The organism is Streptomyces sp. 1-11 (assembly GCF_007176755.1).
GTDB lineage: Bacteria > Actinomycetota > Actinomycetes > Streptomycetales > Streptomycetaceae > Streptomyces.
In genome coordinates, this window is record NZ_BJTV01000021.1 from 1 (window position 1) to 12,489 (window position 12,489).

At 74.6% G+C, this 12,489-nt stretch carries 11 protein-coding genes; 4 read left to right on the forward strand and 7 right to left on the reverse strand.

The features are described 5' to 3' along the window. Nucleotides 1–236: 236 nt before the first annotated feature. Nucleotides 237–995 (reverse strand): MerR family transcriptional regulator, encoded by a 759-nt coding sequence (locus TNCT1_RS31750; protein ID WP_143639044.1) that lies wholly within the window; start codon nucleotides 993–995, stop codon nucleotides 237–239. A gap of 175 nt (nucleotides 996–1,170) precedes the next feature. Between TNCT1_RS31750 and TNCT1_RS31755 the strand changes: the two genes are divergently transcribed. Continuing rightward, a complete protein-coding gene (locus TNCT1_RS31755; RefSeq protein ID WP_143639047.1) occupies nucleotides 1,171–1,395 on the forward strand; it encodes a hypothetical protein in 225 nt (74 codons plus the stop codon). 131 nt (nucleotides 1,396–1,526) lie between these two features. Next, nucleotides 1,527–2,318, forward strand: a complete 792-nt coding sequence (locus tag TNCT1_RS31760; RefSeq protein ID WP_143639049.1) for a maleylpyruvate isomerase family mycothiol-dependent enzyme — start codon at nucleotides 1,527–1,529, stop codon at nucleotides 2,316–2,318. Between the two features lie 28 nt (nucleotides 2,319–2,346). Here the strand turns inward: TNCT1_RS31760 and TNCT1_RS31765 are convergent, their stop codons facing one another. The 5 genes from TNCT1_RS31765 to TNCT1_RS31790 form a co-directional block, all read right to left on the reverse strand. Next, a complete protein-coding gene (locus TNCT1_RS31765; protein ID WP_143639051.1) occupies nucleotides 2,347–2,775 on the reverse strand; it encodes a hypothetical protein in 429 nt (142 codons plus the stop codon). Between the two features lie 113 nt (nucleotides 2,776–2,888). Next, entirely contained in the window at nucleotides 2,889–3,905 is a 1,017-nt protein-coding gene (locus tag TNCT1_RS36505; protein WP_235903011.1) for a DUF2637 domain-containing protein, read from the reverse strand. 237 nt (nucleotides 3,906–4,142) lie between these two features. Then, nucleotides 4,143–5,162, reverse strand: coding sequence for a TolB-like translocation protein (locus TNCT1_RS31780; RefSeq protein WP_143639053.1), 1,020 nt, complete (start codon nucleotides 5,160–5,162; stop codon nucleotides 4,143–4,145). After that, nucleotides 5,159–6,547 (reverse strand): MFS transporter, encoded by a 1,389-nt coding sequence (locus tag TNCT1_RS31785; RefSeq protein WP_174266517.1) that lies wholly within the window; start codon nucleotides 6,545–6,547, stop codon nucleotides 5,159–5,161. Before TNCT1_RS31785 ends, TNCT1_RS31780 begins: the two co-directional genes overlap by 4 nt. Nucleotide 6,548: 1 nt before the next feature. Further along, nucleotides 6,549–7,397 (reverse strand): alkaline phosphatase family protein, encoded by an 849-nt coding sequence (locus TNCT1_RS31790; protein WP_174266518.1) that lies wholly within the window; start codon nucleotides 7,395–7,397, stop codon nucleotides 6,549–6,551. Between the two features lie 188 nt (nucleotides 7,398–7,585). Here TNCT1_RS31790 and TNCT1_RS31795 point away from each other — a divergent pair, with 188 nt between their 5' ends. Both TNCT1_RS31795 and TNCT1_RS31800 read left to right on the forward strand, forming a co-directional pair. Then, nucleotides 7,586–8,488 (forward strand): DUF72 domain-containing protein, encoded by a 903-nt coding sequence (locus TNCT1_RS31795; protein WP_143639058.1) that lies wholly within the window; start codon nucleotides 7,586–7,588, stop codon nucleotides 8,486–8,488. 155 nt (nucleotides 8,489–8,643) lie between these two features. Continuing rightward, nucleotides 8,644–11,643, forward strand: coding sequence for a bifunctional [glutamine synthetase] adenylyltransferase/[glutamine synthetase]-adenylyl-L-tyrosine phosphorylase (locus TNCT1_RS31800; RefSeq protein ID WP_143639060.1), 3,000 nt, complete (start codon nucleotides 8,644–8,646; stop codon nucleotides 11,641–11,643). Here TNCT1_RS31800 and TNCT1_RS31805 read toward each other — a convergent pair. Then, nucleotides 11,625–12,485, reverse strand: a complete 861-nt coding sequence (locus TNCT1_RS31805) for a phosphatase PAP2 family protein (RefSeq protein ID WP_174266519.1) — start codon at nucleotides 12,483–12,485, stop codon at nucleotides 11,625–11,627. The genes TNCT1_RS31800 and TNCT1_RS31805 overlap by 19 nt on opposite strands. Between the last annotated feature and the right edge of the window lie 4 nt (nucleotides 12,486–12,489).

A 12,489-nucleotide genomic window follows, 5' to 3' on the forward strand; every position in this document is an offset into this window, starting at 1 on the left:
ACCACAGTCCCAGCGCCCACGCCGTCGTGGCGCACGGCTCGCTGACCGATCCGGTCACGGCAGAGGTGACCGTCTCGCGCATTCTGGCCCGGCTCGACGACGCCCCCGGGCGGACCGCCAGCGGGGCCGACGGTCGCTGACCGTCGGCCCCCCTCGGAACATCGCCGGTCACCGTGACACAGCGCGAACGCGACCGCCGTCGCGGGCCTGGCCCGCGACGGCGGTCGCGCTGGGGTTCAGCTCAGCCGGGTGGTGGCGTAGACCTCGATGGCATCGCGCTGGTACGCGGCCAGACCCGGCGCGATCGCTTCGTACGCGGCGCGCCAGGCGTCGTTGTCCACGCAGGAGCGGCCCATGGCCCGGTACTCGTCGACGGTCACGGCGCGCAGCGCGGTCAGGGTGCGGTACTGGGCGTCGATCTCGGACTGCACCGGCTCGGCGTCGGCAGGGTGCCCGGCGGCCATGAGCTCGGCCAGCCGGACCATCTGCGCCGTGCGCTCGCGCTGTCCGGCCTCGATGTCCTGCGGGCTCATCCCGGCGACCCGGCGGGCCACCGCCTGGGCGTGCTCGGGGAAGTCGCGCAGGGTCTCCGGGTACTGGGCGGGCGTCACGCCCTCGAACAGGTTCTCCGGTCGGTTGATGGTCACGGGTCTGCCGTCCTTCCTGGACTGTTCCAGTTCGGCGATCGTGCGCGAGACGGTGCCGGCCAGGGCGTCGAGGCGGTCGCGTTCGGCGAGCAGCCGCCGGTGGTGGCCGCGCAGCGCTTCCACCTCGTCGACCTGCTCGGCCAGCACCCGGCCGATCTCGGGCAGCCCCAGGCCCAGGGCCCGCAGGACGAGGATCTGCTGCAGCCGCAGCATCTGGAACTCCTCGTAGTAGCGGTGGCCGTTGGTCCCGATCCGGGCAGGCGGGAGTAGGCCGATCTCGTCGTAGTGCCGCAGGGTTCGGGCGGTCACGCCGGACATCCGCGCGACCTCCGCGATCGGCCAGTCCATCATCGTCTCCCTCGCACACGCGCCGCCGGGCCGGTCTCTCCGGCCCTGTCCAGGACGGTAGAAGCTGCCGCAACGGCAACTTCAACCCCGAGACCGCCCTCCCTCGCAGCCGAACACGTACGGCCCCTTCGGGGGTAGCCGCACGGGTATGACGGAGGGGCGGGGTTCAGGGGGCGTGGGCGGTTGGCTGCGGGAGCGTCCCCGCTGGGTGCGGTTGTCGGTGGCGCTGGCCGGCACGGTGCTCATCTGGGGGTCGGGTGCCGTGGCCTGGCACCTGTTGCTCGGCCACTCCTGGGGGGACTCCGTGTCCTTCGCGGTGGTCATGGGGATGACCCTTACGGGTGGCCAGTGGCTGGCCATGGCGATCAGGCGAAAGCAGACGGACCGCCCGGGCTCCTGAGGGGGATCCCGACGGCATGAACGGGTGCGCCGTCGGCCGGGCGGGCCGGGCTCCGTGTGATCGGTGCCCCGGGGGGCCGGGGTGGGGAAAACCGGTGTCCGGGGGGCGGAGTGCGGTGATAGACAGCCGCTGTGGAAGACGATCTGGAGTTCTCCGGTCTGCTGCGGCTGATCGACGAGCGGTCGGGGGCCTTTCGGGAGGCCGTCGCCGCCGCGCCCGGTCTGGACGCGCGGGTGCCGGGCTGTCCCGGGTGGACGCTGTTCGACCTGGCCGAGCACCTGGGCGGGGGAGACCGCTTCTGGGCCGGGGTCGTCGGCGCGGGCCCCGCCGACGTTCCGCCGGCCGAGGCCGTCGTCGCGCGGGCCGCCGTGGCCGCGCCGCGTGGGGCCGAGGCGCTGACGGCCTGGCTGGCCGAGTCGACGGAGCTGCTGCTGGGCGCGCTGCGCGAGGCGGGCCCCGGGCGCGGCTGCTGGACGTGGTGGGACCGGTCGCAGTCGCCGCGGACCTCCGGCGGCGTCGCCCGGCACCGGGTCCAGGAGAGCGCGGTGCACGCCTACGACGCCCAGCTCGCCCGGGACGCCCCGCGGCCGCTGCCGCGGGAGGTGGCGCTCGACGGTGTCGACGAGTTCCTGTCCACCTGCTGCGCGACCACCGGCGCCTGGCCGCACGAGCCCACCGCCTTCGACTTCCACGCCGCCGAGGGCCGCTCCTGGCGCCTCACCGTAGACGGCGACGGCGCCCGGGCAGCCCGGCTGCCCGCCGACGGCGCCGGTGGGGGTCCGGGCGCGGCCGGTGTCTCCGTCCGGGGCACGGCCGGTGAGCTGGTCCTCTTCCTCTACGACCGCATCCCGGCGGACTCCGTGGCGATCGACGGGGACGCGGGGCTCCTCGACCTGCTCCGCGCCTGGGAACCGGAGGAGTGACCGCAGGGCCGGTGACTGTCGTACGGGGTCAGCAGTTGACGGGCGGGTTGCCGGAGGCGACCCGGCAGAAGTCCGCGCCGGGACCGCCGTCGACGGTGCCGGCGTTCGGGCCGACGAAGAGCGAGTCGCCGCCGTCGCCGCCGAGGATCCTGCCGCTCGCCGTGGTGCCGGCGCCGGCCGTGACGGAGTCCCCGCCGGCGCCGCCGTCGACCGTGCCCGCGACGAGGCCGTTGATCACGATGTAGTCGCTGCCGCCCAGGCCGTTGACGGTGTCGCCCGGGGCGAGGGCGCCGCAGCTTATGTAGTCGGAGCCGGTGGTGCCGTTGACGGTGGTGCCGGACACGGCGCGGCCGTTGACCGTGCACGACGTCACGGCCTGGGCGGGCGTCGCGGTCAGGACGAGGGGAGCGGCCAGGAGGGCGGCGGCGCAGAGCGTGCGCATTGCGTGACTGATCATGTGATGAAGTGGTTCATGCGGATCTGGTGATCGCAATCCGGCGCCCACGGTGGCGCCGCCGTCCGGGTGACCCACGGGACGGGCCGCCGGTGACCGGCGGCCCGTCCCGTGGGTCACCTGGCCCGGGCTCCGGCTCCCTGGGCGGCGCGCTGCCGGTGGCGGGAGATGCGCCGGCGCGGGGGCCGGGTCAGGGTGACCTGCCGGACCAGTTGCTGGAAGCAGGTCAGCGCGGCGAGGGCCGGCAGGACGGCGGCGGCCACCCCGGTGAAGGACCTCTCGGACTCGGCCACGCAGAGGACCATCGCGACGGAGGAGAACAGCAGCACCACGCACCAGGAGTGCAGGGCGCGCCGCCGGTGCAGCGCGGTCCGCAGGATGGAGAGCGAGGCCACCATCCAGGGGCCGTAGACGAGCAGCGGCCACCAGTGCAGCGGACCGCTCTGGGTCCTGGCCGCGATGTGCTGGAGCGGGGCGTAGGCCGCCAGGCCGCCGAAGACGCTCACCATCGCCACGATGACGGCGGCGAGCGCGGCGATCAGGCAACTGACCGTCTCCAGCCAGGTGATGCGCCACTTCCGCGTCCGCACCTTGCGGTGCGCGACGGGATGGCGCCGGATGGGCGGCAGCTCGCTGGTGAGCCGCGCCAGGTTCTCCAGCGGGTCGCCGGGCGCGTGCTCCTCGGCTCCGTACGCCGGTTCCGGACCGTAGGACTTCTCGGCGCCGTACGGCGGTTCGGCCCGGCGCGGGGATTCGGTCGGGTGCGGGGATTCGGCCCGGTACGCGGACTCGGCGCCGTAGGACTCCTCGGTCGCGTACCCCGGCTCGGCCCGGTACGGCGGCTCCGTCCCGTACAACGGCCCGTCCGCGTAAGCCGGTTCGGCTGCGTACAGCGGCCCGGTGCCGTACAACGGCCCGGTGCCGTACAGCGGTCCGGTGCCGTACAGCGCCCCCGTGCCGTACAGCGGCTCGGCCCCGTACGGCGGCTCGCCGCGCGGTGGCGGCACGGCGGCCGCCTGCTGTGCCGCCTGGGCGCTCGCGGCGTCCTGCAGCAGATAGGTGAGTTCCTCGACCGGGTCCCAGCCCTCCTCCAGGGGAGCCGTCGGATAGTAATCCGCGTATTCGTTGTTCACGGAAAAGATTCGCCCCCGTCAGCCGGCCGCGTGGCAGCCGAAGCGTCCCTGGTCGTTCCGGCGCCGGCCGAGGTCCCCCTGGGCCGCTTCGAGCACCCTCAAGCGCCTTGCTTTGGTCATATTCCGCTAACGCGGCCGGAGTCCTCCGGATGCGCGGCATTCGAGTGAGTCCGGTCCGGATACAACATTGACGACTTCATTTGTGATGAAGAGTCGAATACTCCGTTAAAAAGTCGTTCAACGGGGATACGCGGGGGAGACGCCCGCCGTCAGCAGGCGCCGGGCGGCGCCGGTCCCGTCCGCCGGGACCGAGTACAGGTCGGCCCCGTAGTCCCCGGCCAGCGCATACACCACCGTGCGGTCGTCGCGCCACACCGCCTGGTCGTCCACGCTCCGGGTCTCCGCCAGCGGCGTCTCGCGCATCGTGCGCAGGTCCAGCACGTACAGGCGCCAAGGGGCGTCCGCGGGCAGGCCTTTGACCCGTTTCTTGTAGGCGACGCGGGTGCCGTCGGGGGAGAGGGACGGGCACTCGACGTTCCGGTGCACGGTGGTCACCGTGCGGGTGCGCAGATCACCGCGCACCAGGTAGGTGCTGCCCCCGGTCGCCAGCGTCGCGTAGAACGTGCGGTCGTCCCGGGCGAAGGTCACGCCCCAGAAGTTGACGTCGGTCGCCCGGTAGGGGCGCCCGTCCCTGACGATCCGGAAGGACTCCAGGGTCGGGATCAGCCTGCCCGTACGGGTGTCGACGATCGCCGCCCGGGTGGAGAAGTCGGTGCCCGCGTAGGAGTCGCCGCCCACGAACGCCGTCCAGGCGGCGAAGTGCCCGGTGGGGGAGACCCGGGCGCGGGAGGGGATGCCGGGGACGTCGTAGCGCGCCCGTTCCTTCAGGCGGGCGTCCAGGACGAGGGCGCGGTAGGTGTCCGAGACGGGGCCGTGCACCGCCTGCAGGCACACGCCGGTGCCGGCGGCGGCGTAGAAGCGCAGGCACTTGACGCCGGAGGCGGTGCGCGGTCCGGACGGGTCGGCGGCCGGGACCGTGGTCAGCTCGTCACGGTGCGGGCCCCACGCCATGTTGCGGAAGATCATGCGGCCGGGCCCGGTCAGCGTCACCGGGCCCGGAGTGACCCTGGGCCCGCCGGCCTGGGCGCGGTCACGACGGTCGGCGCGCGCCGACGCGTGCAGCACGGACGCCAGGGCGACCGCCGCCAGCACCGCGACGGCGGTGACCAGGACGAGGATGCGGGTGCGTGCGGTCATGCGGTGGCGGTGCCTTCCGGTGTGCGGGGGGCGCGGGGCGGGCGCCCGGGGCGCAGGGTCAGGGAGAACGCCGCGCACCCGGCCAGCGCGACCGTCGCCCCGGCCAGCGCCGCGCGGTCGCCCCACACCGTCCAGGCCGCGCCGAACAGCAGCGAGCAGGCGAACCGGGCCAGCGCCTGCCCGGTCTGCACCACGGCCAGGCCCGAGGAGCGCAGCGCCTCCGGCACGCCGTCCGAGGCCGCCGCCATCAGCACCCCGTCGGTGGCCGCGTAGAAGGCGCCGTGCAGGGCCAGTACGAGGAACGGCAGGGCGGTGCCGTGCCAGGAGGTGAGCAGCAGGACGTAGCCGGCGAGCAGGGCGGCGTGGCCGGCCAGGAACACCGGCCAGCGCCCCGCCCGGTCCGCGAGCCGGCCCAGCGGCATCGCCAGCAGCAGGAACGCGGCGGCCGTGCCGAGCGGCAGCAGCGCGAACCAGCGGTCGGGCACCCCGAGCCGGCGCTGCAGCAGCAGGTAGACGAAGGAGTCGCTGACCGTGGCCAGGCCCAGCAGCAGCGCGCAGACGGCGACGCGGCGCAGACCGCGGCGGCGCAGCAGGCCCAGCGCCGCACGCACCGTGGGCCGTTCGGCGGAGGCGGAGGCGGAGACAGCGCCAGAGGCAGGCGCAGAGACAGCGGCGGGGGCGGGCGCAGGCGCCTCTGCCCCGGACGGGACTCCCGCACGGGACGTGGCCGGCCGCGCGGCCCCGCCGCCCGGCACGAACAGCACCAGCACCAGCACACCGGCCACCGCCACGCAGAAGCTGACGGTGAACACCGCGTCGTAGCCGTCCACCGTGGCCCGCAGGATCAGGAAGGCGGCCAGCGGGCCGAGCAGGGCGCCCGCGGTGTCCATCGCGCGGTGCACCCCGAACGCCCGGCCGCGCGTCTCCGGCGTGCTGGACAGCGAGATCAGCGCGTCCCGGGGAGCCGTGCGCAGCCCCTTGCCGGTCCGGTCGGCGGCCAGGACCAGCCCGATCGGCGTGAGCGAGTGCGCCATCAGCAGCAGGGGCTTGCACAGCGCGGAGACGCCGTAGCCCAGCCCCGCCACCCACTTGTGCCGGCCGCCGCCCCGGTCGGCGAGGTGTCCGCCGACCAGGCGCACCAGGGCCGAGAAGCCGTTGTAGACGCCGTCGAGCACGCCGAAACCGAGCGGGGACAGGCCGAGCCCGGCCACCAGGTACAGCGGCAGCACCGCCGTGACCATCTCGGACGACACGTCGGTGACCAGGCTGACCGTGCCGAGGGCGAGCACCGTCGGGGCGAGCGCGGGACGGCGCCGCCCGGCCGACGGCCGGGCGGCGCCCTCCGCGGACGCCGGCGTGGCGGCGCGGCTGTCCGCTACGTACACGTCAGGACGCCCAGACGCCGGTGATGTCCTTGGCGGAGGCGGCGTTGCCCGCGTGCGTGCTCAGACCCTGGGAGTCCTCCAGGGTGCGCAGCAGGTCGTAGTGGTTGTAGGTGGTGGCGGACGACGAGCCCGGCGTGACCGGCTGGCCGTACAGGACCGTCGGGATGCGGTTGCCGCTGAGCCGGTTGTCCTCGTCGAAGGTGACGACGAGCAGGCTGTTGTGGGTCTTGGCCCACGTCGCGTAGGCGCCCAGGTTGTTCTGCAGCCAGGTGTCACCGGTGGACACCGAGCAGTCGTGCATGTCGCTGCACAGGTTCGGGATCACGAAGGAGAGCTGGGGGAGCGTCGAGTAGTCCGACGGGAACTGGGCGAGGGTCTTCGCGCTCGACGTCGGCACGTTGGAGAAGCCGAACCACGGGTTGTGCTTGCGCGCGTACTTGCCGCTGCTGCAGGTGGTCGAACCCTGGCTGGGCAGCGTCTCGTTGTAGCTGGCCCAGCTGCGGCCGGCCGCGATCATCTCGGAGGCCAGGTTCGGCGCCGAGGAGAACCCCGGCGTGTAGCAGCTGTCGTCCGTGACGCCCTGCGTCGAACCGGAGAACAGCGCGAAGTAGTTGGGCTGGCTCGGGTGGGTCTCGGCGTACGCCTGGCTGAGGTTGGCGCCGCCGGACTTGAGCGAGTTGATGTACGGGGCGCTGGAGGAGCCGATGACCTGGCTGTAGGCGTGGTTCTCGAAGACCACGACGACCACGTGGTCCGGGCTCGGCACGGCGCCCGCGGCGTGCGCGGACTCACCGCCGAGCCCGGTCCACAGACCGACCGCGGCCGCGGCGAGAGCGGTGACCGAGGCCATGAGCGTACGGGCACGGCGGGACACGGGACTGCCGGACACATCAACCTCCGGGAGGGGGTACGGGGCTGGCGGTGCGGACAGAGCATGCACACGCCAATATGCCCGTGGTCCACGGGCCCGAACCCCGCGGATGAAGAGCGGGTGAACTGCTGGGTGCCGGTCCCGCCGGCCCGGGTACCCACGCGCCCATGACGCGGATTCTCGTGGGCACTTGCGGCTGGACCGACCGGGCACTGGTGACGAGCGGCTGGTACCCGCCCGGCCACCGGGACGCCGAGGGCCGGCTGCGCCACTACGCCGGCCGCTTCCCCGTGGTCGAGGCCGACTCGCCGTACTACGCGCTCCCGGCCCCCGCCACCACCCGGCGGTGGGCGGAGCGCACCCCGGCCGGGTTCCGCTTCGACGTCAAGGCGCACTCGCTCCTCACCGGCCACCCCACCCGGCCGGCGGCGCTCCCCGCCGACCTGCGGGGCCGCGCCCGCGACGAGGGACTGCTGGACGAGGTGTGGGCCCGCTACGCCGAGGCGGTCGAGCCGCTGCGCGAGTCCGGCCGCCTGGGCACCCTGCTCTTCCAGTACCCGCCCTCGCTCGCCCCGGGCCCGCGTGCCGAGGCCTTCGTCAGCGGCTGCCGCGAACGGGCCCGCGACTGGCCCTTCGCGGTGGAGTTCCGGCACCCGGACTGGTGGCGGCCGGAGCGGGAACGCGCCACGGCCGCGCTGCTCGCCGGCCTGGACGCCACCGCCGTCGCCGTCGACACGGTGCAGGGCCTGCCCGCCTCCATGCCCCCGGCCGCCCCGGTGACCACCGCGCGCCTGGCGGTCGTCCGCTTCCATGGCCGCAGCCCGCACTGGGGCACCGGCAGCAAGGAGGACCGCTTCCGCCACGACTACACGGAACGCGAACTGGCCGGCTGGCTGCCCCGCGTCCGCGCGCTCGCGGCCCGCACCGACGAGGTGCACCTGCTGTTCAACAACTGCTGCGCGGACGCGGCGGCCAGGGCGGCGGACACCATGCGGCGCCTGCTGGACACCTCGGTGCCCCACCAGACGGACCACCACGCCCCCAGCCCGTCCGGGCGGGCGGTCCGCTGACCCACCCCGGCCGGACCCGCGCCGGGCAGGCTCCCGGCTCCGGGGCCCGCCATGGTCCCGCCCGGTGACCGCGCCGCAGGTGCCGGGCGGGGCCGGGCCCACTGCGGTTAGGCTCGGCGCAGGACGAGGTGGACGGATGGCAGGGGAGGCCGGGCATGACGCCGGGGCGCAGGAGCAGTACCTTCACGCGGCTGCTGCGGCACGGCTTCACCGATCCGTCCGACGCCGAGCGCCTCCTGGACAGCGTCGAGCTGGCGCCGGTGCGGGACGACCCGGTGCTGCTGGAGGCCCTCGGGGCCACCGCCGACCCCGACCTCGCCCTGCACGGACTGGTCCGGCTCCTGGAGGCGCAGCCCGACCCGACCGCGCGCCGTGAGCTGCTGGACACCCTGACCGCCGCGAAACCGCTGCGCGACCGGCTGCTCGGCGTGCTCGGCGCCTCCGCCGCCCTCGGCGACCACCTCGCCCGGCACGCCGGCGACTGGCAGGCCCTGGTCACCTACGAGCCCCGTGACCTGCACCGCGGAGTGGAGGAGTTCGAACGGGGCCTCGCGGAGGCCACCGACCCCGTCTCCCTGCGCGTCGCCTACCGCCGCTGCCTGCTCTCCATCGCCGCCCGGGACGTCTGCGGCACCATCGACGTCGCCGAGACCGCCGCGGAGCTGGCCGACCTCGCCACCGCCACCCTGCGCGCCGCCCTGGCGCTGGCCCGTCAGGCCGCCCCCGAGGACGCCGCCCTCTGCCGCCTGGCGGTGATCGCGATGGGCAAGTGCGGCGGCCATGAGCTGAACTACGTCTCCGACGTGGACGTGATCTTCGTGGCCGAGGCGGCCGACGGCGCGGACGAGGACAAGGCGCTCAGGTCCGCCACCCAACTCGCCTCGCACATGATGCGGATCTGCTCGGAGACCACCGTCGAGGGCTCCATCTGGCCCGTAGACGCCAACCTCCGCCCCGAAGGCCGCAACGGCCCCCTGGTGCGCACCCTCAGCAGCCACCTGGCCTACTACCAGCGCTGGGCCAAGACCTGGGAGTTCCAGGCCCTGCTCAAGGCCCGCCCGGTCGCCGGCGACGCCGAGCTGGGGCAGGCCTACGCCGACGCCCTCGGGCCGCTGGTCTGGCAGGCCGCCGAGCGGGAGAACTTCGTCGCCGACGTGCAGCGGATGCGCCGCCGCGTCATCGAGAACATCCCCGCCGCCGAGGTCGACCGCCAGCTCAAGCTCGGCCCGGGCGGGCTGCGCGACGTCGAGTTCGCCGTACAGCTCCTGCAACTGGTGCACGGCCGCACCGACGCCACCCTGCGCAGCGGCACCACCCTGGACGCGCTGCGGGCCCTCGCGGCCGGCGGCTACGTGGGCCGCGAGGACGCCGCCCGCCTCGACGAGGCCTACCGCTTCCTGCGCTCCATGGAGCACCGCATCCAGCTCTACCGGCTGCGCCGCACCCACCTCGTCCCCGAGGCGGAGACCGACCTGCGCCGCCTCGGCCGCTCCCTGGGCCTGCGCACCGACCCGGTGACCGGCCTGCAGCGCGAGTGGCGACGGCACGCCGGCGTCGTACGGCGGCTGCACGAGAAGCTCTTCTACCGCCCGCTGCTCGACGCGGTCGCCCAGCTCGCGCCCGGCGAGACCCGGCTCAGGGCGGAGGCGGCCCGCGAGCGCCTGGTCGCCCTCGGCTACGCCGACCCGGCCGCCGCCCTGCGCCACCTGGAGGCCCTCGCCTCCGGAGTGACCCGCAAGGCCGCCATCCAGCGCACCCTGCTGCCCGTCCTGCTCGGCTGGTTCGCCGACTCCGCCGACCCGGACGCGGGCCTGCTCAACTTCCGCAAGGTCTCCGACGCCCTCGGCAAGACCCCCTGGTACCTGCGGCTGCTGCGGGACGAGGGCGCGGCCGCCGAGAACCTGGCCCGGGTGCTGTCCGCGGGCCGCCTCGCCCCCGACCTGCTGATGCGCGCCCCCGAGGCGGTGGCGCTGCTCGGCGACGGCGACGCCGGCGGCCTGGAGCCGCGCGAGCGCGGCCAGCTGGAGCAGGAGGTGCTCGCCGCCGTGCGCCGCGCGGAGAACGCCGCCCAGGGCGTCACCGCCGCCCGCGGCGTCCGCCGCCGCGAGCTGTTCCGCACCGCCGCCGCGGACATCATCGGCTCCTACGGCACCGAGGCCAGCGCCGCCGAGGCCGACCAGGGCGCCCTGGTCGACCGGGTCGGCGCCGCCGTCTCCGACCTCACCGCCGCCACCCTCGCCGGCACCCTGCGCGCGGTGGTCCGCGAGGGCTGGGGCGACACCCTGCCGACCCGTTTCGCGATCATCGCCATGGGCCGCTTCGGCGGCAACGAACTGGGCTACGGCTCCGACGCCGACGTGCTGTTCGTGCACGAACCGCAGGACGGCGTCGCCGAGCACGAGGCCGCGGCGGCCGCCAACAAGGTCGTCGCCGAGATGCGCCGGCTGCTGCAGCTCCCCAGCGCCGACCCGCCGCTGCTCATCGACGCCGGCCTGCGCCCCGAGGGCAAGTCGGGGCCGATGGTGCGCACCCTGAAGTCGTACGAGGCCTACTACCGCCGCTGGTCCCTGGTCTGGGAGTCGCAGGCCCTGCTGCGGGCCGAGCCGGTCGCCGGGGACGCCGGCCTCGGCCGCCGCTTCACCGAGCTGATCGACCCGCTGCGCTACCCGCACGCGGGGCTCGGCGAGGACGCGGTCCGCGAGATCCGCCGGCTCAAGGCCCGTATGGAGTCCGAGCGGCTGCCGCGCGGTGCCGACCCCAAACTGCACACCAAGCTGGGCCCGGGCGGCCTCTCCGACGTCGAGTGGACCGTGCAACTGCTCCAGCTGCGGCACGGCGCGCGCGAACCCGGCCTGCGCACCACCCGCACCCGCGCGGCCCTGGCCGCCGCCCGCGCGGCCGGGCTGCTCTCCGCCGAGGACACCGACGTGCTGGACGAGGCGTGGGTGCTGGCCACCCGGGTGCGCAACGCGGTCATGCTGGTGCGCGGCCGGGCCGGCGACACCTTCCCCACCGAGCCGCGCGAGCTGGCCGCCGTCGGCCGCTACCTCGGCTACGGCTCCGGGCACGTCGGCGACATGCTGGACGCGTACCGCCGCACCACCCGCAGGGCGCGCGCGGTGGTGGAGCAGCAGTTCTACGCGGACGGCGCCTGAGCCCGGGCCGCGGCCCGCGCCGGCACCCGCCTCGGCAGCTCGTGCGGCAGGCTGCCGTACCAGAGCCTGGCCGCCGTGACGCCGACGGCCAGGCAGGCGGTGCCGCCCACCGCGTCCAGCCAGAAGTGGTTGGCGGTGGCGACGATCACCAGCAGGGTCGCCACCGGGTACACCAGCCCCAGCACCCGCGCCCAGGGCACCGACGCCAGCGCGAAGACCGTCAGACCGCACCACAGCGACCAGCCGATGTGCATCGACGGCATCGCCGCGTACTGGTTCGACATGTGCTTCAGGTCGCCCGAGGCCATCGAACCCCAGGTGTGGTGCACCATCACCGTGTCGGTGAAACGCCCGCCGTTCATCAGCCGCGGCGGGGCCAGCGGGAACAGGTAGTAGCCGGCCAGGGCCACGCCCGTGGTCGCGAACAGCGCCAGCCGGGCGGCCGAGTAGCGTCCCGGATGCCACCGGTAGAGCCACACCAGCACCCCGATGGTGATCACGAAGTGCAGCGTGGCGTAGTAGTAGTTCATCCCGACGATCAGCCAAGTCACCGAGTCGGCGGCGTGGTTGACGTACTGCTCGACGGCGATGCCCGCCCGGTGCTCGGTCCGCCAGACCCAGTCGGCGTTGCGCAGCGCCTTGGCCCGCTGCTCCGGCACCGCGTTGCGGATCAGGGAGTACGTCCAGTAACTCACCGCGATCAGCAGGATCTCGAACCACAGCCGCGGCCGGCGCGGACCGCGCACGCGGTCCCACGGGCCCTGCCTGCCCTCGCCCGTGACGGCCCGCGGAGCGGCCACCTCCTCGCGACCTTCCGAATCTGTCACGGTCGAGTCACTCATGGTC